Genomic DNA, 24,191 nt, shown 5'->3' with positions numbered 1-24,191 from the left:
AGATCATGGAACTCAATAGCATCAAGCCCGCAGACGGCGCCAAGCATGCCAAGCGCCGCGTAGGCCGTGGTATCGGCTCCGGCCTGGGCAAGACCGCTGGCCGTGGTCACAAGGGCCAAAAGTCCCGCTCTGGTGGCTACCACAAGGTGGGCTTCGAAGGCGGTCAAATGCCGCTGCAACGTCGCTTGCCCAAGCGCGGCTTCAAGTCGCACCTGCTCAAGTTCAATGCAGAAGTTACGCTGACGGCGCTGGACCAACTGGGTCTGGCCGAAGTGGATGTGCTGGCACTGAAGCAAGCTGGTCTGGTGGGCGAGCTGGCCAAGGTGGTCAAGGTCATCAAGAGCGGTTCCCTGAGCAAGGCAGTCAAGCTGTCTGGCGTGGGTGCTACGGCTGGTGCCAAGGCAGCCATCGAAGCTGCTGGCGGCAGCGTCGCCTGAGTGTGGCACTGAAGGAAGGCATCTGTGGCTACTAGCGCGGCTCAAATTGCAAAGACCGGAAAATTCGGCGACCTGCGTCGTCGTCTGGTTTTTCTGTTGCTGGCGCTGGTCGTATACCGCATCGGGGCTCATATCCCTGTGCCTGGTATCGATCCAGCCCAACTTCAGCAGCTGTTCAGTGGCCAGCAGGGCGGCATCCTGAACCTGTTCAACATGTTTTCGGGTGGCGCGCTGTCGCGTTTCACAGTGTTCGCACTGGGGATCATGCCGTACATCTCGGCATCGATCATCATGCAGCTGATGACCTATGTGCTGCCCGCGTTTGAGCAGTTGAAGAAGGAAGGCGAAGCTGGTCGCAGGAAGATCACGCAATACACCCGTTACGGAACCCTGGGCCTGGCCCTGTTCCAGTCTCTGGGTATTGCCGTGGCTCTCGAAAGCTCTGCTGGCTTGGTTCTGAGCCCCGGTTTTGGCTTCCGCCTGACTGCGGTGGTCAGTTTGACGGCCGGAACCATGTTTCTGATGTGGCTGGGTGAGCAGATCACCGAACGTGGTCTGGGCAACGGGATTTCGATCCTGATCTTCGGTGGTATCGCCGCCGGGTTGCCCAGTTCGATCGGTGGTCTTCTGGAGCTGGTTCGTACTGGCGCGATGAGCATCTTGGCAGCCATCTTCATCGTTATCGTGGTGGGTCTGGTGACTTACTTCGTGGTGTTTGTGGAGCGTGGTCAGCGCAAGATACTGGTGAACTATGCACGGCGACAAGTCGGCAACAAGGTGTATGGCGGTCAATCGTCGCACTTGCCCTTGAAGCTGAACATGGCTGGTGTGATTCCTCCGATCTTCGCGTCGTCGATCATCTTGCTACCTGCGACTGTGGTGAACTGGTTCAGTGCTGGTGAATCGATGCGGTGGCTCAAGGACATCTCGGGTGCACTGACTCCAGGTCAGCCGATCTATGTGATGTTCTATGCCGCTGCGATCATCTTCTTCTGCTTCTTCTACACAGCGTTGGTGTTCAACAGCCGCGAGACAGCAGATAACCTGAAGAAGAGCGGCGCGTTCATCCCAGGCATTCGTCCCGGTGAACAAACTGCGCGTTACATCGACAAGATCCTGGTTCGCCTGACCTTGGCCGGTGCCGTGTACATCACCTTCGTGTGTCTGTTGCCGGAATTTCTGATCCTGAAGTACAACGTACCGTTTTACTTTGGTGGAACTTCCCTGCTGATCATCGTGGTGGTGACCATGGACTTCATGGCCCAGGTCCAGAACTACATGATGTCGCAACAGTACGAATCGCTGCTCAAGAAGGCGAACTTCAAAGGCAGTGCAGGCGGTTGACATCACGAGGGCAGCGCCCAGCGCTGCCTGCAAAGAGTTGGATATCGGTTGAGTTGGCGCCCCACGATTTTTCGCGGGCACAAATTGTGTTCCGTGCGAAGCAGCCGGGACGGATGGAAAAGTTTTAGGAGAATGCAATGAGAGTTTCGGCTTCGGTCAAAAAAATCTGCCGCAACTGCAAGATCATCCGCCGCAAGGGTGTGGTGCGCGTGATCTGCACGGATCTGCGTCACAAGCAGCGCCAAGGTTGATTGGAAAGTATTAGAGGACGCATATGGCACGTATCGCTGGCATTAACATTCCGCCGCACAAGCACGCGGAAATCGGTTTGACCGCCATTTTTGGCATTGGTCGCACCCGCGCTCGCAAGATCTGCGAAGCAACTGGTATCGCTTACTCCAAGAAGATCAAGGATCTGACGGACGGCGATCTGGAAAAAATTCGCGAGCAAATCGAGCAGTTCACCATTGAAGGTGACCTGCGCCGCGAAACCACGATGAACATCAAGCGTTTGATGGACATCGGCTGCTATCGTGGCTTCCGCCATCGCCGCGGTCTGCCAATGCGTGGTCAGCGCACCCGTACCAATGCTCGCACTCGCAAGGGTCCGCGCAAGGGTGCAGCTGCACTGAAGAAATAAAGATTGAAAGATCATCATGGCTAAGTCTCCTGCCAATAACGCAGCTCAGCGCGTTCGCAAGAAGGTCCGTAAGAATGTTTCGGACGGCATTGCACACGTGCACGCCTCGTTCAACAACACCATCATCACGATCACCGACCGTCAGGGCAACGCTCTGTCGTGGGCTTCGTCCGGTGGCCAAGGTTTCAAGGGTTCGCGCAAGTCCACTCCATTCGCAGCCCAGGTGGCTTCGGAAGTGGCCGGTCGCGCTGCCATCGATCAAGGTATCAAGAACCTTGACGTTGAAATCAAGGGCCCAGGCCCTGGTCGTGAGTCTTCGGTGCGCGCATTGGGCGCACTGGGCATTCGTATCACATCGATTTCCGATGTGACCCCGGTGCCACACAACGGCTGCCGCCCTCAAAAGCGCCGTCGTATCTAATCTCTCTAAGCCCACCGCCGCCTGTGAACGCGCAAGCGCCTCAGGCGGCTCCCGCAATGGTTTGCGGTAGATGACACAAAGGAAGCTCAAGTGGCACGTTACCTCGGCCCCAAGGCCAAACTCTCCCGCCGTGAAGGCACTGACCTGTTCCTGAAGAGCGCACGCCGCTCGATCGCTGACAAGTCCAAGTTCGACTCCAAGCCTGGTCAGCACGGCCGCACCTCGGGTGCCCGCACCTCTGACTACGGTCTGCAACTGCGTGAAAAGCAGAAGGTCAAGCGCATGTACGGTGTGCTGGAAAAGCAATTCCGCCGTTACTTCGAAGCCGCCGAAGGCAAGAAGGGCAACACTGGCGCCAATCTGCTGTTCCTGTTGGAATCTCGTCTCGACAACGTCGTGTACCGCATGGGTTTCGGCTCCACTCGCGCTGAAGCGCGTCAGCTGGTGTCGCACAAGGCGATCACCGTGAACGGCAAGTCCGTGAACATTGCTTCGTACCTCGTGAAGACGGGTGACGTGGTGGCTGTGCGTGAAAAGTCCAAGAAGCAAAATCGCGTGGTGGAAGCCCTGCAACTGGCAGCTCAAGTGGGCATGCCCGCATGGGTGGAAGTGAATGCCGAGAAGGCAGAAGGCATCTTCAAGAAGGTGCCAGACCGTGATGAGTTTGGCGCCGACATCAACGAATCGCTGATCGTTGAGTTGTACTCGCGCTAATCGGTCGAGTACGTAATTCAAGAAAACCGTCCCTGAACCGCGAGGCATCGCGGTTTAGGCGCTTCACCAGCCTTACCGGTGTAACGAGCTGGGGGTATTGAGAGGAAGTCTGAATGCAAACCAATTTGCTGAAACCCAAGGCGATCAATGTCGAGCAGCTTGGCCACAACCGTGCCAAGGTCGCACTGGAGCCGTTCGAGCGTGGGTACGGCCACACGCTGGGCAACGCCATTCGGCGCGTCCTGCTCTCGTCCATGGTGGGTTACGCAGCGACGGAAGTCACCATTGCAGGCGTTCTGCACGAGTATTCGTCTATTGACGGTGTTCAAGAGGATGTCGTCAATATCCTGCTGAACCTCAAGGGTGTGGTGTTCAAGCTCCATAACCGTGATGAAGTGACGTTGAGCCTGCGTAAAGATGGCGAAGGTGTGGTCACTGCCCGTGACATCCAGACCCCTCACGACGTGGAAATCGTCAACCCTGATCACGTGATCGCCAACCTGTCTGCCGGCGGGAAGCTGGACATGCAGATCAAGGTAGAGAAGGGTCGCGGCTATGTGCCCGGCAATCTGCGCCGCTATGCCGACGAGTCGACCAAGTCGATTGGCCGCATCGTGCTGGACGCGTCGTTCTCCCCCGTGAAGCGTGTGAGCTACACCGTGGAAAGCGCCCGTGTGGAGCAGCGTACCGACTTGGACAAGCTGGTGGTCGAGATCGAGACCAACGGCGCGATCACTGCCGAAGATGCCGTGCGGGCATCTGCCAAGATCCTGGTGGAACAGCTGGCGGTATTCGCGCAGCTGGAAGGCGGCGAGCTGGCTGCGTTCGACGCACCCGCAGGCCCACGTGGCAATGCGACGTTCGATCCGATCCTGCTGCGTCCTGTGGACGAGCTGGAACTGACCGTGCGTTCAGCCAACTGCCTGAAGGCGGAGAACATCTACTACATCGGTGATCTGATTCAGCGCACCGAGAACGAGCTGCTCAAGACGCCTAACCTCGGCCGCAAGTCGCTCAACGAAATCAAGGAAGTGCTGGCATCGCGTGGCCTCACCTTGGGCATGAAGCTTGAGAACTGGCCGCCAGCAGGTCTGGACAAGCGTTAAGCCAAAGCTATAATCGAAGGCTGCCCAAATTTTGGGCGCCCGGTTTGATGTCCCCCGCAAGGGGGACTTTTCGTTCCCTCAAGGGAACAGTGCCTCGGACAGTACCTGATACGGCTGCCTGATTTAATTACATAGACAGTAGAAAGAAAGCACCATGCGCCACGGACACGGCCTTCGCAAACTCAACCGCACCAGCTCGCACCGCCTCGCGATGCTGCAGAACATGATGAACTCGCTCATCGAGCACGAAGTCATCAAGACCACCGTCCCCAAGGCCAAGGAACTGCGCCGCGTGATCGAGCCCATGATCACCTTGGCCAAGGAAGATTCTGTCGCCAACCGCCGCCTGGCATTCAACCGTCTGCGTGACCGTGATAGCGTGACCAAGCTGTTCAACGACCTGGGCCCGCGTTTCAAGGTGCGTCCTGGCGGTTACACCCGCATTCTGAAGATGGGCTTCCGCGTGGGTGACAATGCGCCTATGGCCCTGGTCGAATTGGTCGATCGTGCCGCAGAAACCGAAAATAATTCGGCAGCAGCTGAATAATAGGGTATAATTTATTTCTTACCGCGCGATGGAGCAGTCTGGTAGCTCGTTGGGCTCATAACCCAAAGGTCGGAGGTTCAAATCCTTCTCGCGCAACCAAAACATAGCAAGCATTGCTAAAACAAAACGCCCACTCCACAGTGGGCGTTTTTGTTTGTGCTCTCACTCGTTGCTTGTGCTCCTCCATGAGGGCGCGAGTTGGCGTGTTGATGACAACTTGTTCCTCCTGCGCAGAGCGCCATCGCGCTCCTACCGGCTCAGTGAGCGAACAGATCTGCCTTGGCGGCCTTGGTGATGGCCACCACACAGGGGTGCGTAATGCGCCTTTCAATGGAGATCGCAAAGAATTCCTCCACCAAGTCTGAGGAGCGGCCGATAACCTCCACGCCAAACTGAGCAGTGGTCTCCTCTTCCAGCACGGAGGGGGATGTGAAGATGCCCCGGCCTTCACGCCCAAACGCATTCATCAACGCGCTGTCGTCAAACTCGCCGACCAGGCGGGGTTGCAGGTGGTGCTTGTTCAGCCAGTGGTCGAGTTGCTGGCGAACGGACGACATGGGACCTTGGATGAGCATGGGCGCACCATGCAGGCACTGGGGGAACGGCCCCTCCAACTGCGCACGCAGGGCGGGAGCGCACAAAAAACTCATGCTGCTGGTGCCCAGCGGGTGGTTGAAGGCTTTGACGCCGATCTTGTTGGAAACAGGCTCGTCGGCCAACACCAGGTCCAGCCGGTGCAGGCTCAACTGCGCAATCAATTCGGGGAACTTGCCCTCATGGCAGGTCATGTGCACGCGCTGCGGCATGCCCAGTGCAGGCTCCAGCAGGTGGTAGGCCACCGACTTGGCTATCGAGTCGGCCACCCCCACGCGGAATTCCAGCGGCTTCTCTTGTCCACGCGCCAGCCGGATGGATTTTTCCAGCTCGTCGCCCAGCGCGAAGATCTGTTCGGCATAACCCAGGGCCACACGCCCCTCACTGGTCAGCTCCAGTCCCCGTCCCCTTTTCCGGAACAGGTCGTGGCCCAGCCATTCTTCCAGCTGCTTGATCTGGCCGGACAGTGTTTGCGGAGTGGTGTTGAGCTGCTCACCGGCCCGCATCACACCGCCAGCCTTGGCAACCGTCCAGAAATAGCGCAGGTGCTTGAAGTTCATACTGTCAATACTTCGTATAAATCGAAGAATAAAACTCAATAAAACGAATATACGCGAAGTATGAAATTCTCTACATTGACGTTTGGCAGCTTCCGTGGCGATCTGCGCTGCGGCCTGGAGCTGCCTGTGTTCACAAGGAGTAGCAACGATGCGTATCACGACCCGAGGACAGCTGGCGGTGTCCGCCATGACCGACCTGGCCCTGCGCCAGAAGATGCGGCCCGTGCCCTTGTCCACCATCAGCGCACGGCAGGGGATTTCTCTGTCTTACCTTGAACAGCTGTTCAGCGCACTGCGCCGCGCCGGCTTGGTAGACAGTACCCGAGGGCCCGGTGGCGGCTATACCCTGGCGCGGCAAGCGGAGCAGGTATCGGTGGCTGAAATCATCCTGGCGGTAGAAAACCTCAAGACCGACGAGCTGCAGAACCTGGGGCCCAGTCAGGCCGCCCAGGTCAAATCCATGACGGGAGAACTGTGGACCAGCTTCAACTCCCGGGTGATGGAGTACCTGCAGTCGGTGACGCTTCAGGACCTTGTCACCCAGGCGCTGGAGCAGGGCACGGTCGTGGAGGAGAAGGCCCCTGCTGCGCGGGCCAAGCTGCCGCTGGCACCCAAGCCCCGCCCTTTGATGGCGCGGGTCAACGTGCCCAACTCGGTGTTTGCCCTGGGGACCATGCCGATCCTGCAGCGTCGCTGAAGGAAGCGGCCGCCATATGGTGCTGCGGGGCGCTGTGAACGGCGCCACGCACACACGAGGGCCGTGGCCAGCGGCTCCTGGCGCGGGCTACAGCTGGTGCGCCAGCTGCTTGATTCCCCGGATCAGCATCTCCACCGAGATCGCGACCAGGATCAGGCCCATCAGGCGTTCAAACGCCATCACCACGCGTTCGCCCACCAGGCGCTGGATGCGCTCGGCCAGCAGCAACACCACGGCACACACGGCCATGGTGACGCACAGTGCGCCCACCCATTCCCATCGCCGCTCCGGGGCCTGGGCCACCAGCAGCATCACCGTGGCCAGCGCCGAAGGGCCTGCCAGCGCGGGGATGGCCAGCGGCACGATCAGCGGCTCGCCCGGTAGCTCCGCCTGTGGTCCGTCCGCCGACGGAAAGATCATGCGCAGTGCGATCAGAAACAACACCACGGCACCGGCAATCTGCAGCGACAAGTCGCTCAAATTCATGACCCGCAGGAACTCCGCTCCGAAGAACAGGAACACCAGCAGCAGTGCAAACGCAATGAGCACCTCCCGCAGGATCACCCGCGCCCGGCGCTCGGGCGCCACGCCCCGCAGGGCATTGGCAAAGATGGGGATGTTGCCCAGCGGATCGGTGATCAGCAGGAGCAGGATGGTGGCCGACGCGAAGGTGTAGCTCACGTTGCGTACACCGCGTCCAGCGAGCGAAAGCCCTTGATCTCGATCGGGTTGCCGCTGGGGTCGTGGAAGAACATCGTCCACTGTTCGCCCGGCTGGCCTTCAAAACGCACCTGCGGCTCCAGCACGAAGGCGGTGTCGGCGGCCTTCAGTCGTGCGGCCAGCGCATGCCAGTCGGGCAACTCCAGGATGGCGCCGAAGTGCGGCATGGGCACCAGATGGTCTCCCACGTGCCCGGTGCGGGCGCTGGCAAACGGCGTGCCCAGATGCAACGAGATCTGGTGGCCGAAGAAGTCGAAGTCCACCCAGGTGTCGGTGCTTCGGCCCTCCAGGCAGCCCAGCACGCCGCCGTAAAAGCGCCGGGCGGCATCCAGGTCGGTGACGTGAAAGGCGAGGTGAAAAAGGCTGCGCATCCCGCAGAGGATAGCAGCCAGTGCCACACCGTGGCGTGGCCTGCAGGTCGGTCAGGCGACCGACGGATCGGCGGCCATGTTGTCAAACTTCTTGAAATACTGGCGCGCCATGGCCACCAGCTGGGCGTCTGTCGGATGGTCTGCGGCCACCGAGTCCACCACCACGCCGGCCACGGCCGCATGGTGTTTGGCGGCCCAGTCGCGGAACTGGTTGCGCACCAGGCCCGGGCCGGCCAGCAGCACCTCGCGGGTGTGGGTCAGTGTCTGGGCGATATCGGCAAAAAACGGCGCGAGGTCGTCGGCCTTGCCCTGGTGCTTGTGGTGGCTGCGGGACTTGATGCGCTGGGCTTCCGCGTGTTCGCGATCGAACATCACCACATGGGCTTCGGATTGGTCCATCCAGACAACGGCGTGAAAAGTGCTCATGAATCGGCTTTCTTGAAGGAGTGACAAAAAACGGGAAAGAAGCAGCCTGAGTGCGTGCATTCGCTCATGCCGCCCGCCGGTGTTGCTCGGCCTTTTCCTGGCAATGCACACAGCGTGCGGCCTCGGGCGTGGCGTGCAGGCGGGCGGCGGTGATGTGGGTGCCGCAATCCGTGCACTCGCCGTAGGTGCCGGCTTCGATGCGGGCCAGGGCGGCCTCGACCGCCGCCAGGTGTGCGGTCTCGCGTTCGTCCAGGGCAAATTCCAGCTCGCGTTCGGTGGCAACCTGGGCACGCGGGTCTTCCGGTTGTCCGAAGTGGTCGGCGGCGGCTTCGGCGCGGCCGATGACACCACCGCGCTGCGCGGCCAGCTGGGCCAGCAACTCGGATTGCTGGGCCAGTAACTGCTGGCGGAAAGGTGCGGCTTGGGTCTTGTCCATGCGGGGTCTCCTCGGGGTGATCGGATACCTGCATGGTGCGCCTGTGCGCGGCGCGCTGGGTTGACCAAGGTCAAGGGATGGCGCGCGGTGTCCCCACCCTGGTGACACCGCTGCGTGGCGGGCTCAGCGCTTGGGCGGGCGCGCCAGCATCTCGGCGGTGTTGGTCTTGCGGTCCGCGTTCACGCGCTGCACATGGGGGCGTTCGGCCATGCGGGCGAGGTAGTCGCGCACAGGCAGGTCGGCCAGGTAGTCCTTGCCGTAGATGATCTTGGTGGCGGAGCTGACCAGCGGCAGGTGAACGACGGCCGCGCAGTCGGCCATCGTGAAGGTGTCGCCGCCCACGTAGGGGCTGAACTTTGCCAACTGGCCGAAGGCGGCAATGTTCTTCTGCAGCTGTGCGCCCACCTTTTCCTTGGCGGTGTCGCTCACGGTGCCGCCAAAGAACGCCTGCGGATACAGGTTGCGTGCCACCAGCTCCAGGTGCAACTCCAGAAAGGTGATCAGCTCGCGCACCTTGGCGGCCTGGAAGGGGTCGGCCGGGATCAGTGGGTGATCGGGGTGGGCGGCTTCGATGTAGTCGGCGATCACCGCCGATTCACACAGTGCTCCCTGCGGCGTGCGCAGGTAGGGCACCTTGCCCAGCGGGCTGGCGCTGCGATCGGTCTCGCCCACCCAGGCCAGTTCTTCGGTGAACGGCAGGCCCTTTTCGAGCAGCGCAAGCTTGACCTTGTTGTAGTAGTTGCTGGCCGAAAAGCCGCAGAGTGTGAGCATGGTGTGTCTCCGATGTGTTGTAGGGGCAAGAGCACATCCTAGGCCCGCACCTGGTGCGGGGCGGTCACGCAGATGACCCGTACGCTGGCTGGCGCGGACTGCGCACCTACAATGGCGCTTCCATGTCGTTGCCGTCCCTCCAAACCATCCGCAGCCTTCGCTGGCTCGCCCGCTGTGTGCTGGCGTGGTTTGTGTTGTCGATCGGCGTGGCCGTTGCGTCGCCGCTGGTGCACCCGCAGGCAATGGAGCTGATCTGCTCCGGCTCAGGTGCGATCAAGGTGCTGGTCAAGACCGACGACGGCGCCAAGGAGCTGCCCAGCCACACGCTGGACTGCCCGATGTGCGCGCATGTGGGCGCTCCCCCTCCCGCATCGCAGGCCCAGCTGCCTGTGGTTCACCCGTTGGCGCATGCCCTGCGCCCCATCCCTGCCGCGCACATTGCAGCGCGCACCGCCGCGCCCCTGCCGCCGCGCGGGCCCCCATCGCTCTCCTGAAATCGCTATTGATTCGATAGCTGCTGGCGCATGATTCACTTGCGCTTGCGGCCTATTTGGTTTGATTTTCAGGAGTTTCCATGCGCAAAAGCCGCATGGCGCTGGCCGTGGCCAGTGCCTTTCCCGTCGTCCTTGGCATCGCGTCCGCCGGGGCTTCATCCGCATTCGCCCAGACCGCTGACAGCACCAGCACCACCAGCCATGCCCCGGTCAAGGAACTGGGCGTGGTCACCATCACCGGCGGCCAGCCCACCTCGCTGCCCACGCAGATCCCCACCACCATCGAGGGCGTGACGCGCGAGCAGATCGAGCATGCGATCAACGCCACCGACAGCGAAGACGCCCTCAAGTACCTGCCCAGTCTGCTGGTGCGCAAGCGCTATATCGGCGACTACAACCACGCCGTGCTGTCCACCCGCGCCTCGGGCACGGGCAACCCGGCGCGGTCCATGGTGTTTGCCGATGGCATTTTGCTGAGCAACTACCTGGGCAACGGCCCCACCAACGCGCCACGCTGGATGCTGGTCACGCCGGAAGAAATTGAGCGCGTGGACGTGCTCTACGGCCCGTTTTCGGCCGCCTATGCAGGCAACTCGGTGGGTGCGGTGGTGGACTACGTCACGCGCATGCCGACAAAGTTCGAGGCGCACGGGCAGGTCAGCTATCAGCACCAGCCCTTTGACCTGTACAGCACCAACGGCACCTACGGCGGCAAGCAGGTCAGCGCCTCGGTGGGCAACAAAAATGGCGACTGGTCGTGGTTCCTGAACTTCAACAAGACCGACAGCGAAGGCCAGCCGCTCACCTTCCCCACACGCCTGGTGTCTGCAGGCACCGTGGGCAGCGCGGGCACACCCGTGACGGGCGCAGTGCTGGGCAACAACCGCAGCAACCAGCCCTGGTACCTGCTGGGCACGGCCACCCAGTACCACACGCAGCAAGACCACATCAAGGCCAAGATCGCCTACGACTTCTCGCCCACCGTGCGCGCCGCCTACACCTTCGGCTGGTGGCACAACGCATCCGAGGGGCGCCCCACCAGCTACCTGCGCGATGCCAATGGCAATGCGGTCTACGGCGGCACGGTCAACATCAATGGCCGCTCGTTTGCGCTCGCGCCCACGGACTTCAATGTGTCCAACGAAGACCTCACCCATTTCATGCACGGCCTGTCGGTCAAGAGCCGCACGCAGGGCGTGTTTGATTGGGAGGTGGCCGCCAGCCTGTACGACTACCAGACCGACACCCTGCGCGCTGCTACTGTGGCGCTGCCTGCCGCGCTGAACGGCGGGGCAGGGCGCGTCGTCAACAGCAAGGGCACGGGCTGGAACACGCTGGCCGCCAAGGGCAGCTGGCGGCCCGATGGGCTGCAGGGCACGCATATCGTGGACTTTGGCTTGCAGCGCGACAGCTACCAACTGCGCACTATCGAAAACGCTACGACGAACTGGATCAGCGGTGATGCCGGCGCCCGCAACCAGGCCTTCAACGGCGACACGCAACTCATTGGCCTGTGGGCGCAAGACACCTGGAAGATCGCACCACGGTGGAAGGCCGTGCTGGGCGCCCGCGCCGAGCGCTGGAGCGCCAGCAATGGCCAGACCGGCAACGCCACCACCACGCTGAGCCACCCCGAGCGCAACGAGACCTATGTGTCGCCCAAGGCTGCCGTGGCCTACCAGGCCAGCGACCTGTGGGTGCTCAAGGCCTCCACCGGCCGTGCCGTGCGGATGCCCACGGTGGCCGAGCTGTACCAGGGCGGCATCAGCGGCAGCGGCACGCTCATCAACAACGACCCCAATCTGAAACCCGAAAAGAGCTGGACCACCGAGCTGACCGCCGAGCGCGACATGGGCAATGGCCTGCTGCGCCTCACTGCGTTTTTTGAGCGCACGAAGGACGCGCTGTACTCGCAGACCAATGTGCTGGTCACACCCAACGTGACCAACGTGCAGAACGTGGATGCCATCCGCACGAAGGGGATCGAGCTGGCTTACCAGGCCACCAACGTCTTCATGCGCGGGCTGGAGCTGGGCAGCAGCCTGACCTGGACGGATTCCAAGATCACGCGCAACGACAAGTTCCCGGCCAGCGTCGGCCAATGGCAGCCCCGCATCCCCGAGTGGCGCGCCACTGCGGTGGCCACCTACCGGCCCGATGACAAGTGGTCGTACACCCTGGGCGCGCGCTACAGCGGCAAGCAGTACAGCACGCTCGACAACAGTGACCCCAACGGCTTTGCCTACCAGGGCGCGAGCCGCTACTTCACCACCGATGTGCGCGTGCGCTACCAGATCACCAAAGCGGTCAGCGCCGCCGTGGGCATCGACAACCTCAACAACTACCAGTTCTGGAACTTCCACCCCTACCCGCAGCGCAGCTACATGGCCGAGCTGAAGGTAAGCCTCTGAAAGGAAAATATCCCATGTCTCTGAACACTATGAAAAAGATAGCTGCTGCCGCATGTTTGACTAGCGCTACAGCCCTGTTTGGCACTGCATCTGCCCATGTGGTGCTCGAATACCAGGTGGCCCCGGCCGGCGCCAGCTACAAGGCCGCGTTCAAGGTCGGCCACGGCTGCGGCGCGTCGCCCACGCGGCAGGTTGTGGTGGACATCCCTGCAGGCATGCGCGGTGCGCGCCCCATGCCCAAGCCGGGCTGGACGCTGGAGGTGCAGCGCGACAAGCTGGCCCAGCCCTACACCAGCCACGGCCGCAGCATCACCGAAGACGTGGTGCGCATCACCTGGACGGCCAAGACGCCGGACGACATGTTGCAGAGCGCTCACTACGACGAGTTTGTGCTCGTGGCCCAGGCGCCGGAGCAGGCGGGCACCGTGTACTGGCCGGTGCGCCAGGTCTGCGCCGAGGGCCGTAACGATTGGACCGAGGTGCCCAAGGCAGGCCAGCAGCTGTCGGACCTGAAGTCCCCTGCCGCTGCGCTGGAGATTCTGCCCACCGGTGGCGCCGCTGCCCACAATCACTGACAGTCGGGCCCAGAGCCTGTTGCTGCTTCCCTTTCTTCTCTCGCAAACCGAAAGACATTCACCATGAAAAAACTGCTTCACACCGCTGCCGTCTTTGCCGCACTGCTGAGTGCCCCTGCATGGGCCCAGACCGCCGCCGTCAAGGTCGAAGGCGCCTGGGCGCGTGCCAGCGTGCAGGGCCAGAAGGCCACGGGCGCATTCATGCGCCTGACCGCCAAGGACGGTGCTCGCCTGGTACGTGCCGAGTCGCCTGCTGCCGGCCTTGCCGAGGTGCACGAGATGAAGATGGAAGGCGACATCATGAAGATGCGTGCGGTGCCTACGCTGGACCTGCCCGCAGGCAAGACGGTGGAACTCAAGCCCGGGGGCTACCACATCATGCTGCTGGACCTGAAGGCGCCCCTGGCCAAGGACAGCGCGGTGCCCATCACCCTGGTGTTCCAGGACGCCAAGGGCGTGGAAAGCAAGCTCAACCTCACGCTGCCCGTGGGCACGGCTGCACCCGGTGGCGCCACGGCGGGCAGCATGATGGATGGGCATAAACACTGAGGTGACAGCCGCCGCAGCGCCTTCGCGGGCGCAACGCATTGGAGTAAGCTGTGACTCCTCAGAACCTTCAGCAGGTTCTCACGACCCACCTCTTGCGGAGCGGCCATGAGCGACACATCCAACTTCGGTTTCGGCAAATTCGTCCCCGGTTTTGATTTTCTGCAAAGCCTTGCCAAGGGGGCGTCCAGCAGCATTCCGCAGTTGCCCAACCTCAGCAATTGGGTGGCGCCCACCATCAGCGTCGAAGAGCTGGAAAAACGCATCGACGAGCTCAAGGCCGTGCAGTTCTGGCTGGAGCAGAACTCGCGCGCGCTGGCCGCCACCATCCAGGCGCTGGAGGTGCAGAAGATGACCCTGGCCACGCTCAAGGGCATGAACTTCAGCATGGGCGATGTGGCAAACGCCTTCAAGCTCAAGACCGCCGACACGGTGATGAGCGGCGTGCAAAAAGCCGCTGACACGGTGACCGGAGCCGCCGAGGCCGTGGCGGGTGCTGCCGCCCGCGTGACCGGCCGCGCCAGCGCTGCCGACGAGTCCGAGGAGGAGCCTGCTGACACCGAGCCCGCCCCTCAACCCGCCAAAGGCAAAGCCAAGGGCAAGACAGCGGCGGCCGCCGAGCCTGCCGTGGTGGACCCGATGCAGTGGTGGGGCGCGCTCACGAGCCAGTTCCAGCAGATTGCCACCAATGCCATGAAGGACGCGGCCAAGCAGACTGCCATCGACACCACCAAGAACATGGCCACCGGCCTGGCCAAGGAAGCCCTCAAGACGGCGACCGGCATGGCCAGCCAGTTTGCCGCCAAGGGCATGCAGACCATGCAGGGCGGCGCCAAGCGCGCCGCCGCGTCCTCAGCGGGCACTGCCAAGAAGGCCGCTGCCGCCAAGAAACCCGCAGCCCGCAAAACCACCACGAAACCCGCCGCTAAAAAGGCCGGCAGCACCCGCAGCCCTGCGGCACGCAAGCGAGCGGGCTGACGCCAAAGCGGGCCGGTGTGGCAGCCCGCAGATGGCGCGGCACTGCCCCACCCCCGCCCAGGCCTGGAGACCATCACCATGAAACTCTTCCCCACCGGCCATGCCACCCACCCGCAGTGGCGCATGGCCGCTGCGCTGGTACTGGCGCAGTTGCGCGCCCAGATGGCGCTGCCTGACTACGCGTCGGCGCCCACCCTGGGCCTGCTGTACATCACCGACCACTATGCCAACGAGGCCCAGGCGCTGCTCGACTACCTGAGCAGCGAACTGCCCGAGGTGACCGACTGGAGCGGTACCGTGGGCGTGGGCGTATCGGCCAACAATGCCGAGTACTTTGACGAGCCCGCGCTGTCGGTCATGCTGCTCGATGTGCCGGCCGAGCAGTACCGCGTGTTTTCTGGCGTGGCGCCGCTGCCCGCCCACGCCCCGCATGCCGGCGCAGGTTTTGTGGCCCATACCGCGCTGGTGCATGCCGACGGCCACACGCCGGAATTGGCCGAACTGCTGACCGAGATGGCCGCGCGCACTGACACCGGCTACCTGTTTGGCGGCCTCAGCGCCAGCCGCACGGCCAGCGTGCAGTTTGCCGTGGGCGGCGACGGCAACATGGCCGGGCAGGGCGGTGCCAGCGGCGTGTTTGACGGGGGCCTCTCGGGCGTGGCGTTTGGCGCGGGCGTGTCGCTGGTGTCGCGCGTCACGCAGGGCTGCCAGCCCGTGGGCGCGCTGCACACCATCACGGCCGCGCAGGAGAACGTGGTGCTTGCGCTGGATGGCGAGCCGGCGCTGGATGTGCTGCTCGATACGCTGCAGGTGTCGCTCGACGGTGGCGACCCGCAGCCTGCCCTGCGCAAGGTGCGCGCCACGCTGGCCGGGTTGGTCAGTGCGGGGGAGCAGCCACAGGGCCAGCGCCGCACGGGGCATTTTGGCACCGACACGCGCGTGCGCCATATCCTGGGGCTGGACGGCTCCCGCCGGGGTGTGGCCTTGGCCGACCATGTGGAGCCCGGCATGCACCTGGCGTTCTGCCAGCGCAACGTGGCGGCCGCACGGGCGGACCTCATGCGCATCTGCGCCGAGATCCGCGAGGAACTATCGCCGGAGGAGTTGGAACCCGCGCCCATGGTGGCGTCCGGCGCGCCAGGGGAACTGGCCGCTGCGCCGGGCGTTGACGGACATGCTGGAGCGCAACCCCAGACGGGGCGGCGCATTTGCGGCGCGATCTATGTGAGCTGCTCGGGCCGGGGCGGGCCGCATTTTGGCGGGCCCAGCGCCGAGCTGCAGATCGTGCGCCATGCGCTGGGCGATGTGCCACTGGCCGGCTTTTTTGCGGGCGGCGAGATCGCCCACCACCATCTGTACGGCTACACCGGTGTGTTGACCGTGTTTGTGGACGGCGAGCCCTTGCCGTCCTGAGGTAGACGAGGGGAGGGGGCTGGCTGGCGCAGCAGCCCCCGTCATCGTCAACGCCGGTCAGCCCGCGCCGTTCTCGTCGGACTCGGCTTTTTCTTCGGGCGTCAGCCGCGTGGCCAGGATCTTGTCGATGGTCTTGCCATCCATGTCCACAACTTCCAGCTTCCAGTCCTCCCACTGCACCGTGTCGGTCACCTTGGGCAGGCGGCCGGTCAGCAGCATGATCATGCCGCTCAGGGTGTGGTAGCGGCCGCGCTCTTCCTCGGGCACGGCGTCCAGGTTCAGGCGGTCCTTCAGCTCGGGCACGGGAATGTGGCCGTCCAGCAGCCAGCTGCCGTCCTCGCGCTGCAGCGCCCACGAGGTCTCGGGGTCCCGCGGCTGGAACTCGCCGGTGATGGCCTCGATGAGGTCCTGCAGCGTCACGATGCCCTGCACCTCGCCGTATTCGTCGATGACGAACGCCATGTGCACGTCCGACAGGCGGAAGTTGTCCAGCAGCTCCATGCCCGTGATGGTCTCGGGCACATACAGCGCCGTTTGCAGCGGCTGGTCGGCCAGGCCACCACGCGCCTTGTCGCGCAGGGTGCGGGACAGCCACTGGCGCGCGTTGATCACCCCCAGGATGTTGTCCATGCCGCCGCGCACCACCGGGAAGCGCGCGTGGTCGGACTCTTCAATGCATTGGAGGTTGTCTTCAAACGGAGCATCGATGTCCAGACACACCACATCCCCGCGCGGCACCATCAGCGAGCCGATCTGGCGGTCGTCCAGGCGGAACACGTTGCGCACCATGGTGTGCTCGTGCGACTCGATCACGCCGGCGGTGGTGCCTTCGACCAGCATGGCGTGGATCTCTTCTTCGGTCACCGGGCTGCCACTGGTTTCCTTCACACCCAACAGGCGCAGCAGCGTGCGTGTGGACGTGGACAGCAGCAGCACAAACGGCTTGGTGGCCAGCGCCAGAAAGTTGATGGGCCGTGCCACCAGGCGGGCAAAGGTCTCGGGGTACGACTGGCCGATGCGCTTGGGCACCAGTTCGCCCACCACGATGGAGAAGTACGTGATCAGCACCACCACCAGGCCCGTGGCCGCGTAGCCGCCGTAGGGCAGTGGCACCCCCAGGCGCTCCAGCCACGAGGCAAGCGGCGCGGCCAGCGCGGCTTCGCCCACGATACCGTTGAGCACGCCGATCGACGTGATGCCGATCTGGATGGTGGAGAGGAAGCGCGTGGGGTCTTCGCCCAGCTTCACGGCCGCGGCGGCACCGCTATCGCCCTCATCAATCAGCTTTTGCAACCGGACTTTGCGGGCCGTGACCAGAGCGATCTCTGACATGGCAAACAGGCCGTTGAGACAGATGAGGGCGAACAGTATTGCTATTTCCATACAAAGGGCGCCTTGCGCGCCCTTGGGAGTTGAGAAGCGACCAATTGTAAGGACAGGGGCCAGAAGCCTTGCTCAGGCTCCTAGCCACCTTCGGTTGGCAGGCCGGTTTCATCCCATTCGGGCAACCCGCCGCGCAGCCAGTACACCGACTGGAAGCCCTTGGCGGAGGCTACCTTGGCGGCCTTGTAGGACTTCCAGCATTCGGCGCCATTGCACGCAAAAATCACCGGCTTGGCTCTGTCCAGCCCTTGGAGCTTGTCCAGCGCCTGAAAGTCATCCTGCGCGGCATTGAAGGCCACGTCCTTGAGGCTCTTTTCCACATACGCAGCGAACACGGCCCCGCGGATGCGCTTGGTCTTGAATTCCTTTTCGGTGCGGGTGTCCACCAGCGTGGCGCCCTGCGCCAGCAGGGTCTGGGCCTCGCGCGCGGTGACACGGTTGACCCCAGGCAGGCTGGTGGGCGTGAACAGCCCCAGCTCGGCCACGCGGCGGTATTCCACCGCCTCCGGGCGCACGGAGACTGGCTGCAGGCCGCTGGCGGAGGACGACGCGTTGAACCACTGGGCCAGCTTGTTGCGCGCATCCGCCGGCAGGTCTTTTTTCACCACGATGGAGAACCCGCCCGGAACGGGCTGCGACGTGGCCAGCACCCGCGCGATGCCGGGGTACGCCGCAGACCATTCGGCCCAGTCGTCCTCGCGCACCACGGTGGCATCGGCCGTGCCCAGGGTCAGGGCGGTGAGGCCCGCCTGGGGAAATTTTTCGTATTGCACGGCGCGCAGGTCCTGGAGCGACAGCCCTGCCTCGTTCAGCATGCCGCGCGCCATGTAGGTATAGACCGAGTCCTGCTGGGGCAGGTAGAGCCTGCGGCCCTTCATCGCAGGCACTGCCGCCAACTGCTGCAGCCCGACCAGCAGGTATCTGTCTGATTTTTGCGTAGCGCCCACCAGTTCGTAGCCACGTTGCAATGCAGACGCCGCCACCTGGGCAGGGCCAATGAAGATGTCATAGCCCGCGCTGCGGGTGGCGCGCATCACGTCGGCCATATCCTCGCTGGTCGTCAGTGCCACCGACTGGCCCGCGGCTTTCGACAGGCCTGATTCGGCAGCGGTGCGCAGGATGGAATGCGCTGCCTTGCGGGCGGTGGGTTCCACGGCCACGATGGCCGTCAGCTGGGCCTGTGCTGCGCTGCATCCCAGCCATAGGACAAGTAGCAGTCCCAGCGGGCCTCGGGTCGGTTTTCTGGTGGTGTTCATTGCGCTGCTCCTCTCCCCAAAACAAAGCGCGAATATGCCCACGCCCCCCGCACCTGCGTACGAATGTTTCCGATCTTTTGTTCTTGTTACTTCTGCTAACGATGCCGTGCGTGCGGCAGGAGGAGCTGCCGCACAGAATGCGGGCTGACCCGATCCCCCGTCCCCGCCCAATGGCGAGGGGCTACAAGGTTTTGTCCACCCCACTATTTGGAGACGTTTCCATGAAAGATTCGATGACCCTGCCGCGCCGCCACATGTTGGCCGGAAGTGCTGCTGCCCTGAGCGCGCTGGGCCTGGCCGGATGGACGGGCAGTGCGCGGGCCCAGCAGGCCGCAGCGTCTGCGGCCAAGCCGCTGCCCGCCTATGCGGGGTGGAAGTCGCCGGATGCATTGATTGTGCACAGCAGCAGCACCCTGGAGACGCGCCGCTCCGCGTTCGGCACCAGCGTCATCACGCCGTCCAACCAGCTGTACGTGCGCAACAACCTGCCTGCGCCTGACGCGGCCATCCTGGACAACCGCGACGCGTGGACGGTGTCCGTCGAAGGGGTCAAGAGCCCGCGCAGCCTGACGCTGGCGGAGCTCAAGACGCTGGGCGTGGAGACCGTGGCCACCGTGCTGCAGTGCTCGGGCAATGGCCGGGGCTTTTTCCCCAGCAAGCCCAGCGGCACCCCCTGGTCGGTGGGCGCTGCCGGTTGTGTGGTCTGGAGCGGTGTGCCGCTGCGCAACGTGGTGGCCGCCCTGGGCGGGCTGGCCGATGGTGCCGCCTACCTGACCGGCACGGGGGGCGAGAAGCTGCCCGAAGGTGTGGACCCGCTGTCGGTACTGGTGGAGCGCTCGGTGCCCGTGAAGGCGATGGACGACGCCCTGCTGGCCTGGGAGATGAACGGCGAGCCGCTGTCGCTGGCGCATGGCGGCCCGCTGCGGCTGGTGGTGCCCGGCTACCAGGGCGTGAACAACATCAAGTACGTCAAGCGCGTTGCGTTTACCAGCGCACAGTCGCAGGCGCGCATCATGTCGCACGGCTACCGCATGTCGCCGCCCGGCAGCAAGGCCAGCCCCGACCAGCCTTCGGTGTGGGAGATGGGCGTGAAGTCGTGGATCAACGGCCCCTTGCCCGACAAGGGGGCACTCAAGCCCGGACAGGTGCAGGTGCATGGCGTGGCCTTTGGCGGCACGCGCGGCATCAAGGGCGTGGAGGTGTCGGCCGATGGCGGCAAGACCTGGTTGGCGGCCAAGCTCATCGGCCCCGACCTGGGCCCCTTTGCCTGGCGGCAGTTTGCGCTACCCGTGCGCCTGGAGGCGGGCACCCATGTGCTGGCCAGCCGCGCCACCGACACGGCGGGCAATGTGCAGGCCGAGCAGCGCGAGGAAAACCTGGGCGGCTACAACAACGCCAGCTGGCGCGACCACGCCGTTACCGTGACTGTGGCCTGACATGGGTGGATTGAACCGAGCGCGCCGCCTTGCCGTGGCGGTGTGGTCGGCTGGCGCCTGTGCGTCGGCCTGGGCCGCCGACCCTGCCGAACTGGCGCGGGGCAAGGAGCTGTTCACCAAGATCCAGCCCGCCTGCGCCGTGTGCCACACACTGCAGGCCGCCGGGGCCGAGGGCCAGGTAGGCCCGGTGCTGGATGAGCTGAAACCCGACGCCGGCCGTGTGCTGCGTGCGCTCAAGGCAGGCATCGGCGTGATGCCGTCCTATGCCGAGCGCATGAGTGAGAAGGACATGCTGGCCGTGGCGCAGTTTGTGGCGCACGCCACAGGCGCGGCCAAGTAGGCGCAGCCTCTCGCGGCGGTTGCAACGGCCTTGGCTCGCTGCAACCGCGCGCTGCTTCAGGCTGCCGTGCGCGACGGCACCAGCGCCGCCCCGGCTGCGCGCCCCTGCAAGCCCTGGAACGCAAAGTCCACCTCGGGCACGCGGCCGCTCACGATGTCGGCCAACGCCTTGCCCGAGCCGCAGGCATGCGTCCAGCCCAGCGTGCCGTGGCCGGTGTTGAGGAACAGGTTGCCCACCTTCGTCTTGCCGATCAGCGGCACGTTGCTGGGCGTGGCGGGGCGCAGGCCGCTCCAGAACTGCGCCTGGCTCGCGTCGCCCGCGCCAGGGAAGAGTTGCTCCACGCGCCGCACGATGGCCTCGCAGCGCACCTGGTTCAGGTGGCGGTCATAGCCGTTCAGCTCGGCCGTGCCGGCAATGCGCAGGCGATCACCGCCGCGTTCGCTGGTGTAGCGCGAGAACACGAGCTTGAACTCGTCGTCCGTCAGGCTCACCTGGTGCGCCTTGCTGGCGTCCTTGACCGGCATCGTCACCGAGTAGCCCTTGGCCGGGTAGATGGGCAGCTGGATGCCCAGTGGCTGCGCCAGCAGCGGGCTGAACGAGCCCATGGCCAGCACAAACGCATCGCCGCGCACGCGCTCGAAGCGGCCTTCGGCATTGGTCACTTCCACATGGTCGATGCGGCCGCCTGCCTCGCGCAGCGCGGTGATGTGGTGGCCCATGCGGAACTGCACGCCCGCCGCCTCGCACAGCTTGGCCAGCTCGCGCGTGAACTGGTTGGCGTCGCCGGATTCGTCCTCGGCCGTGAAGGTGGCGCCCGCCAGCTGCGGGCGGATGTGGGCCAGCGCAGGCTCGATGCGCACGGCCTCGTCGGCGCTGATGACCTGGCGCTCGCAGCCGAGTTGGCGCATTTGCTCGGCAGGGGCCAGGGCGCCGTCGAATTCTTTTTGGTTGGTATAGAAGTGCAGGATGCCCTGCGTGCGCTGGTCGTACTGGAGGCCGGTGGCCGCGCGCAGCTGCTGCAGCGTGTCGCGGCTGTAGGTGCCCAGGCGCACGATCTGCTCGATGTTGTGGCGCGTGCGCGCGGGCGTGCAGTTGCGCAGGAAGGACAGGCCCCACAGCCATTGCCGCATGTCGGCGCGCAGGCGGAACAGCAGCGGAGCATCCTCTTTGCCCAGCCACTGCAGCACCTTGAGCGGCGCACTGGGGTTGGCCCAGGGTTCGGCGTGGCTCACCGAGATCTGGCCGCCGTTGGCAAAACTGGTTTCGGCGCCGGGCGCACCCTGGCGGTCGATGACGGTCACCTCGTGGCCGAGTTGCGAAAGGAAATAAGCCGAAGTCACGCCGAGCAAGCCGGCGCCCAAAACGATCACGCGCATGATTTTCAAAGCCTTTCTGGGCTCTGGCGCTAGAACAACATGCGCTGGCAGCTATGAATTCAATAGCGTGCAGCTGGCGCATGAATGCCCTAGCTGCCGCTCCCCCTGTCCTTGGTACCTGAGAGATTCACCGCCACCCACCCGGGCTGCGGCTTGCTCCTTCGGTGCGCTTCGCGTTGCGCGAAGCGGCTCTCCAGACGGCTTTGATGAATGGTGCAGTACGGGACCTGAGCGTGTATGGGAGTTTGCGCCTTCGGTGCAGCGGCGGCCTGTGGCTGCCGTGCTCTCCTGCGAGGCCGATTCTAGGGGCCAAGCCTGCGCGCAAGATCAACTCCGGCGGCTAATGGGGCGCAATCGTTGCTGATGCAGCGGCGCGGGGCCGCTGGTGAAGGTGCCGATAATCCGCCGACCCCTTATCCCACTGAGAGTTTTGCCATGCCCCCCGCCCCCGCCACTTTGGACCCTGTCGCCAGCGCCGCCGTCATCACCCAGGCCCGGGAGGGACGCACCCCCCGCCCGCTGGACTTTCCCGCAGGGCTTCGCCCACGCGATGCCGCCGAGGCCTACGCGGTGCAGGACGCCGTGGTGCGTGCGCGCGGTGACATCGCAGGCTGGAAGGTCGGCGCCGCGTCGCCCCAGGCGCAACCCGCGCGGGCCGCTCTCACGCGCGATTCGGTGTGGGCGGCCGCAGCGGGTGAGGCGGTTGCTCTGTCTGCAGCGGGTTTTGCCGTGATGGGCGTGGAGGCGGAGCTGGTGTACGAACTGGGGGCCGACCTGCCCGCCCGCGCCACCCCCTACAGCGCCGCCGAGGTGCTGGCGGCGGTGGTGTCGGTGCGCGCCGCCATTGAGGTGTGCGACACACGCTTTGCTGCATGGGCGCAACAGGGCGAGTGGAGCCGCCTGGCCGACCAGGCCTGCCACGGGGCGCTGATTGTGGGGGCTGGCACCAACGATGTGGCTGCCGTGCAGCCCCTGGCGCAAGCGGTGACCTTGTCGGTGAACGGGACAGTGGCCGTGCAGCATGCCACCTGGGGCAATCCGGCGGGCGACCCGCTGCGGCTGCTGGTGTGGCTGGCCAACGAAGGCGCGCGCAGCCTGGGCGGGCTGCGCGCGGGGCAGTGGGTTACCACAGGGTCGTGCACCGGCACCGTGCTGGTGGCGCCAGGTACCGAGGTGGTGGCGGACTTTCCGGGGCTCGGTCAGGCTGTGTTGTTGCTGCGGTAGCAGTGTTCGCTGCTACCGCAGGGACGGGGCCTGCTCAGCGCCCTGGTCGCGGTGGGAGTTGCTCCCTCAATTGCGGCGCGGGTTGTCCGGCTGGCTGTCGCGGCGGTTGGGCACACCGTCGCCATCGCGGTCGCGGTCGTTGCGGTTGGAGATGCCGTCACCGTCGCGGTCCCAGCCACCGCGTTGCATCTCCCACCGGCCTTCGCGTTCGATCCACTGGGGCTGGCGATATTGGTAACCGTTGCGTGCCTGCACCCAGTGGCCGCGCACCCAGTGGTGGCGGTTGCCACGCCATTCCCAGTGGCCTTCTTCCCATACCTGGCCTCGGCGAGGGCGGGGCATCGCTTCATTGCGCGGAGGTGGCGGCGCAGGAATCACCTGGTAGGTGGGCGCAGTCTGGTAGCCGCGCTCGGGTTGGCCGGACTGAATGATGACGGTGCCCTGGGTGGCGGCCTGCGCAGGAGCGAAGGCCAAAAACGCCATAAGCGCGAGGGATGCTGCGGTGAGCGGGTGGCGGGCCATGAGTGTCTCCTGTGGGTGGTTCGATGTGGAACCGGGTGTATCGATGGTGCACGGGTACCCGGCGCCGCGCTGTAGGCGCGATGCCGCCCCTGGCGTAGGCGCAGGGGGGCGCTCTGGGGCTGGCCTGCGCGCTACCGCAGGCGGCCGCCCCTCGGCTTAACGGCGGTATGGGTTGTCCGGGCGATGGTCGTAGCGGTTGGGCACGCCATCACCATCGCGATCCCGGTCATGGCGGTTGGGCACGCCGTCGCCATCGCGGTCCCAGCCCCCAGGCTGCATGTTCCAGCGCCCGCCGTGCTCGACCCAGCGGGGCTCGCGGTAGTGGTAGCCGGGGCGGGCCTTGACCCAGTAGCCCTGCATCCACACATGGCGGTGGCCGCGCCACTCCCAGTGGCCGGGCACCCACACCATGCCGCGGCGCGGGTGGGGTGCCACCTCGTAGCGGGGTGGGGG

General features: G+C 64.5%; 29 protein-coding genes, 1 tRNA gene and 1 riboswitch. Of the genes, 19 read left to right on the top strand and 11 right to left on the bottom strand.

The window, feature by feature from the left end; genetic code table 11:
• The first annotated feature begins 5 nt into the window (after positions 1-5).
• From rplO to AC07X4_RS05515, 9 genes are all read left to right on the top strand, one after another.
• On the top strand, positions 6-437 hold the full coding sequence (rplO, locus tag AC07X4_RS05555; RefSeq protein ID WP_056065387.1) for a 50S ribosomal protein L15: 432 nt from the start codon (positions 6-8) through the stop codon (positions 435-437).
• Positions 438-461: 24 nt separating this feature from the next.
• A complete protein-coding gene (gene secY / locus AC07X4_RS05550) occupies positions 462-1,781 on the top strand; it encodes a preprotein translocase subunit SecY (protein WP_056065391.1) in 1,320 nt (439 codons plus the stop codon).
• A 137-nt stretch (positions 1,782-1,918) separates the two neighbouring features.
• Complete coding sequence (gene rpmJ, locus AC07X4_RS05545) at positions 1,919-2,032, top strand: 50S ribosomal protein L36 (protein WP_005793651.1); 114 nt, start codon at positions 1,919-1,921, stop codon at positions 2,030-2,032.
• Positions 2,033-2,055: 23 nt separating this feature from the next.
• On the top strand, positions 2,056-2,421 hold the full coding sequence (gene rpsM / locus AC07X4_RS05540; RefSeq protein WP_008906516.1) for a 30S ribosomal protein S13: 366 nt from the start codon (positions 2,056-2,058) through the stop codon (positions 2,419-2,421).
• Positions 2,422-2,437: 16 nt separating this feature from the next.
• Positions 2,438-2,842, top strand: a complete 405-nt coding sequence (gene rpsK, locus AC07X4_RS05535; RefSeq protein ID WP_005793662.1) for a 30S ribosomal protein S11 — start codon at positions 2,438-2,440, stop codon at positions 2,840-2,842.
• A gap of 90 nt (positions 2,843-2,932) precedes the next feature.
• Complete coding sequence (rpsD, locus tag AC07X4_RS05530; RefSeq protein ID WP_008906515.1) at positions 2,933-3,556, top strand: 30S ribosomal protein S4; 624 nt, start codon at positions 2,933-2,935, stop codon at positions 3,554-3,556.
• A 113-nt stretch (positions 3,557-3,669) separates the two neighbouring features.
• Positions 3,670-4,662, top strand: coding sequence for a DNA-directed RNA polymerase subunit alpha (locus AC07X4_RS05525; RefSeq protein ID WP_005793666.1), 993 nt, complete (start codon positions 3,670-3,672; stop codon positions 4,660-4,662).
• Positions 4,663-4,816: 154 nt separating this feature from the next.
• A complete protein-coding gene (gene rplQ, locus AC07X4_RS05520) occupies positions 4,817-5,209 on the top strand; it encodes a 50S ribosomal protein L17 (protein WP_008906513.1) in 393 nt (130 codons plus the stop codon).
• Positions 5,210-5,231: 22 nt separating this feature from the next.
• Positions 5,232-5,308, top strand: a tRNA-Met gene (locus AC07X4_RS05515).
• Positions 5,309-5,466: 158 nt separating this feature from the next.
• Here AC07X4_RS05515 and nhaR read toward each other — a convergent pair.
• On the bottom strand, positions 5,467-6,363 hold the full coding sequence (gene nhaR, locus AC07X4_RS05510) for a transcriptional activator NhaR (RefSeq protein WP_099729096.1): 897 nt from the start codon (positions 6,361-6,363) through the stop codon (positions 5,467-5,469).
• A gap of 148 nt (positions 6,364-6,511) precedes the next feature.
• Between nhaR and AC07X4_RS05505 the strand changes: the two genes are divergently transcribed.
• Positions 6,512-7,060, top strand: coding sequence for an Rrf2 family transcriptional regulator (locus AC07X4_RS05505; protein WP_056065396.1), 549 nt, complete (start codon positions 6,512-6,514; stop codon positions 7,058-7,060).
• An 87-nt stretch (positions 7,061-7,147) separates the two neighbouring features.
• On the opposite strand, the gene AC07X4_RS05500 is transcribed toward AC07X4_RS05505, so the two are convergent.
• The 5 genes from AC07X4_RS05500 to AC07X4_RS05480 all read right to left on the bottom strand — a co-directional run bounded on the left by AC07X4_RS05500 (position 7,148) and on the right by AC07X4_RS05480 (position 9,784).
• Positions 7,148-7,741, bottom strand: coding sequence for a MarC family protein (locus tag AC07X4_RS05500; protein ID WP_015016008.1), 594 nt, complete (start codon positions 7,739-7,741; stop codon positions 7,148-7,150).
• Complete coding sequence (locus tag AC07X4_RS05495; protein ID WP_056065399.1) at positions 7,738-8,151, bottom strand: VOC family protein; 414 nt, start codon at positions 8,149-8,151, stop codon at positions 7,738-7,740. The genes AC07X4_RS05500 and AC07X4_RS05495 overlap by 4 nt, the downstream gene beginning before the upstream one ends.
• 51 nt (positions 8,152-8,202) lie before the next feature.
• On the bottom strand, positions 8,203-8,577 hold the full coding sequence (locus AC07X4_RS05490) for a hypothetical protein (RefSeq protein ID WP_099729098.1): 375 nt from the start codon (positions 8,575-8,577) through the stop codon (positions 8,203-8,205).
• A gap of 64 nt (positions 8,578-8,641) precedes the next feature.
• Positions 8,642-9,013 carry a TraR/DksA family transcriptional regulator gene (locus tag AC07X4_RS05485; RefSeq protein WP_056747886.1) on the bottom strand — a complete coding sequence of 124 codons (372 nt, stop codon included), beginning with the start codon at positions 9,011-9,013 and terminating at the stop codon, positions 8,642-8,644.
• A 123-nt stretch (positions 9,014-9,136) separates the two neighbouring features.
• On the bottom strand, positions 9,137-9,784 hold the full coding sequence (locus AC07X4_RS05480) for a glutathione S-transferase (RefSeq protein ID WP_108498674.1): 648 nt from the start codon (positions 9,782-9,784) through the stop codon (positions 9,137-9,139).
• A gap of 122 nt (positions 9,785-9,906) precedes the next feature.
• Between AC07X4_RS05480 and AC07X4_RS05475 the strand changes: the two genes are divergently transcribed.
• The 6 genes from AC07X4_RS05475 (at position 9,907) to AC07X4_RS05450 (ending at position 16,201) form a co-directional block, all read left to right on the top strand.
• Positions 9,907-10,278: a DUF2946 family protein gene (locus AC07X4_RS05475; protein ID WP_494739487.1), complete on the top strand. Its 372-nt coding sequence runs from the start codon at positions 9,907-9,909 to the stop codon at positions 10,276-10,278.
• A gap of 80 nt (positions 10,279-10,358) precedes the next feature.
• Complete coding sequence (locus AC07X4_RS05470) at positions 10,359-12,689, top strand: TonB-dependent receptor (RefSeq protein ID WP_494739486.1); 2,331 nt, start codon at positions 10,359-10,361, stop codon at positions 12,687-12,689.
• Between the two features lie 14 nt (positions 12,690-12,703).
• Positions 12,704-13,264: a YcnI family copper-binding membrane protein gene (locus tag AC07X4_RS05465; protein WP_494739485.1), complete on the top strand. Its 561-nt coding sequence runs from the start codon at positions 12,704-12,706 to the stop codon at positions 13,262-13,264.
• 63 nt (positions 13,265-13,327) lie between these two features.
• On the top strand, positions 13,328-13,813 hold the full coding sequence (locus tag AC07X4_RS05460) for a copper chaperone PCu(A)C (RefSeq protein WP_056065416.1): 486 nt from the start codon (positions 13,328-13,330) through the stop codon (positions 13,811-13,813).
• A gap of 105 nt (positions 13,814-13,918) precedes the next feature.
• Entirely contained in the window at positions 13,919-14,788 is an 870-nt protein-coding gene (locus tag AC07X4_RS05455) for a PhaM family polyhydroxyalkanoate granule multifunctional regulatory protein (protein WP_099729104.1), read from the top strand.
• Between the two features lie 78 nt (positions 14,789-14,866).
• Complete coding sequence (locus tag AC07X4_RS05450; RefSeq protein ID WP_494739484.1) at positions 14,867-16,201, top strand: FIST signal transduction protein; 1,335 nt, start codon at positions 14,867-14,869, stop codon at positions 16,199-16,201.
• A gap of 57 nt (positions 16,202-16,258) precedes the next feature.
• Here the strand turns inward: AC07X4_RS05450 and AC07X4_RS05445 are convergent, their stop codons facing one another.
• A complete protein-coding gene (locus AC07X4_RS05445) occupies positions 16,259-17,584 on the bottom strand; it encodes a hemolysin family protein (protein WP_056065422.1) in 1,326 nt (441 codons plus the stop codon).
• An 80-nt stretch (positions 17,585-17,664) separates the two neighbouring features.
• Positions 17,665-18,840 carry a rhodanese-like domain-containing protein gene (locus tag AC07X4_RS05440; protein WP_494739483.1) on the bottom strand — a complete coding sequence of 392 codons (1,176 nt, stop codon included), beginning with the start codon at positions 18,838-18,840 and terminating at the stop codon, positions 17,665-17,667.
• Positions 18,841-19,061: 221 nt separating this feature from the next.
• On the opposite strand from AC07X4_RS05440, the gene sorT reads away from it, so the two are divergent.
• Both sorT and sorU read left to right on the top strand, forming a co-directional pair.
• Positions 19,062-20,276: a SorT family sulfite dehydrogenase catalytic subunit gene (gene sorT, locus AC07X4_RS05435; protein ID WP_056747901.1), complete on the top strand. Its 1,215-nt coding sequence runs from the start codon at positions 19,062-19,064 to the stop codon at positions 20,274-20,276.
• Position 20,277: 1 nt separating this feature from the next.
• Positions 20,278-20,616 (top strand): SorU family sulfite dehydrogenase c-type cytochrome subunit, encoded by a 339-nt coding sequence (gene sorU, locus AC07X4_RS05430; protein ID WP_056065430.1) that lies wholly within the window; start codon positions 20,278-20,280, stop codon positions 20,614-20,616.
• 56 nt (positions 20,617-20,672) lie between these two features.
• Here sorU and AC07X4_RS05425 read toward each other — a convergent pair whose 3' ends face one another.
• Complete coding sequence (locus tag AC07X4_RS05425; protein ID WP_436076915.1) at positions 20,673-21,992, bottom strand: D-amino acid dehydrogenase; 1,320 nt, start codon at positions 21,990-21,992, stop codon at positions 20,673-20,675.
• Between the two features lie 95 nt (positions 21,993-22,087).
• A riboswitch (glycine riboswitch) is annotated at positions 22,088-22,199 on the bottom strand.
• A 228-nt stretch (positions 22,200-22,427) separates the two neighbouring features.
• Between AC07X4_RS05425 and AC07X4_RS05420 the strand changes: the two genes are divergently transcribed.
• Positions 22,428-23,216 carry a 2-keto-4-pentenoate hydratase gene (locus AC07X4_RS05420; protein ID WP_494739482.1) on the top strand — a complete coding sequence of 263 codons (789 nt, stop codon included), beginning with the start codon at positions 22,428-22,430 and terminating at the stop codon, positions 23,214-23,216.
• A gap of 66 nt (positions 23,217-23,282) precedes the next feature.
• Here AC07X4_RS05420 and AC07X4_RS05415 read toward each other — a convergent pair whose 3' ends face one another.
• Together AC07X4_RS05415 and AC07X4_RS05410 are read right to left on the bottom strand one after the other, a co-directional pair.
• Entirely contained in the window at positions 23,283-23,738 is a 456-nt protein-coding gene (locus AC07X4_RS05415) for a YXWGXW repeat-containing protein (RefSeq protein ID WP_056065438.1), read from the bottom strand.
• A 156-nt stretch (positions 23,739-23,894) separates the two neighbouring features.
• A partial coding sequence (locus AC07X4_RS05410) for a thrombospondin type 3 repeat-containing protein (RefSeq protein ID WP_494739481.1) occupies positions 23,895-24,191 on the bottom strand: 297 nt, incomplete at its 5' end.

It is taken from the genome of Acidovorax sp. GW460-11-11-14-LB4, from assembly GCF_059423685.1.
Note: the sequence above shows the minus strand (reverse complement) of the source record. Positions and strands in the feature narration are given on the sequence as shown.

Coding starts and splice junctions, on each gene's coding strand:
- AC07X4_RS05485 (WP_056747886.1), bottom strand. CDS start 9,013: ATGGACAAGACCCAAGCCGCACCTTTCCGCCAGCAGTTACTGGCCCAG.
- AC07X4_RS05445 (WP_056065422.1), bottom strand. CDS start 17,584: ATGGAAATAGCAATACTGTTCGCCCTCATCTGTCTCAACGGCCTGTTT.
- AC07X4_RS05450 (WP_494739484.1), top strand. CDS start 14,867: ATGAAACTCTTCCCCACCGGCCATGCCACCCACCCGCAGTGGCGCATG.
- rpsK (WP_005793662.1), top strand. CDS start 2,438: ATGGCTAAGTCTCCTGCCAATAACGCAGCTCAGCGCGTTCGCAAGAAG.
- sorT (WP_056747901.1), top strand. CDS start 19,062: ATGAAAGATTCGATGACCCTGCCGCGCCGCCACATGTTGGCCGGAAGT.
- AC07X4_RS05525 (WP_005793666.1), top strand. CDS start 3,670: ATGCAAACCAATTTGCTGAAACCCAAGGCGATCAATGTCGAGCAGCTT.
- AC07X4_RS05465 (WP_494739485.1), top strand. CDS start 12,704: ATGTCTCTGAACACTATGAAAAAGATAGCTGCTGCCGCATGTTTGACT.
- nhaR (WP_099729096.1), bottom strand. CDS start 6,363: ATGAACTTCAAGCACCTGCGCTATTTCTGGACGGTTGCCAAGGCTGGC.
- AC07X4_RS05420 (WP_494739482.1), top strand. CDS start 22,428: ATGCCCCCCGCCCCCGCCACTTTGGACCCTGTCGCCAGCGCCGCCGTC.
- AC07X4_RS05455 (WP_099729104.1), top strand. CDS start 13,919: ATGAGCGACACATCCAACTTCGGTTTCGGCAAATTCGTCCCCGGTTTT.
- AC07X4_RS05505 (WP_056065396.1), top strand. CDS start 6,512: ATGCGTATCACGACCCGAGGACAGCTGGCGGTGTCCGCCATGACCGAC.
- rpmJ (WP_005793651.1), top strand. CDS start 1,919: ATGAGAGTTTCGGCTTCGGTCAAAAAAATCTGCCGCAACTGCAAGATC.
- AC07X4_RS05480 (WP_108498674.1), bottom strand. CDS start 9,784: ATGCTCACACTCTGCGGCTTTTCGGCCAGCAACTACTACAACAAGGTC.
- AC07X4_RS05440 (WP_494739483.1), bottom strand. CDS start 18,840: ATGAACACCACCAGAAAACCGACCCGAGGCCCGCTGGGACTGCTACTT.
- AC07X4_RS05470 (WP_494739486.1), top strand. CDS start 10,359: ATGCGCAAAAGCCGCATGGCGCTGGCCGTGGCCAGTGCCTTTCCCGTC.
- AC07X4_RS05490 (WP_099729098.1), bottom strand. CDS start 8,577: ATGAGCACTTTTCACGCCGTTGTCTGGATGGACCAATCCGAAGCCCAT.
- AC07X4_RS05415 (WP_056065438.1), bottom strand. CDS start 23,738: ATGGCCCGCCACCCGCTCACCGCAGCATCCCTCGCGCTTATGGCGTTT.
- AC07X4_RS05460 (WP_056065416.1), top strand. CDS start 13,328: ATGAAAAAACTGCTTCACACCGCTGCCGTCTTTGCCGCACTGCTGAGT.
- AC07X4_RS05425 (WP_436076915.1), bottom strand. CDS start 21,992: ATGCGCGTGATCGTTTTGGGCGCCGGCTTGCTCGGCGTGACTTCGGCT.
- AC07X4_RS05475 (WP_494739487.1), top strand. CDS start 9,907: ATGTCGTTGCCGTCCCTCCAAACCATCCGCAGCCTTCGCTGGCTCGCC.
- sorU (WP_056065430.1), top strand. CDS start 20,278: ATGGGTGGATTGAACCGAGCGCGCCGCCTTGCCGTGGCGGTGTGGTCG.
- AC07X4_RS05495 (WP_056065399.1), bottom strand. CDS start 8,151: ATGCGCAGCCTTTTTCACCTCGCCTTTCACGTCACCGACCTGGATGCC.
- rplO (WP_056065387.1), top strand. CDS start 6: ATGGAACTCAATAGCATCAAGCCCGCAGACGGCGCCAAGCATGCCAAG.
- rpsM (WP_008906516.1), top strand. CDS start 2,056: ATGGCACGTATCGCTGGCATTAACATTCCGCCGCACAAGCACGCGGAA.
- rplQ (WP_008906513.1), top strand. CDS start 4,817: ATGCGCCACGGACACGGCCTTCGCAAACTCAACCGCACCAGCTCGCAC.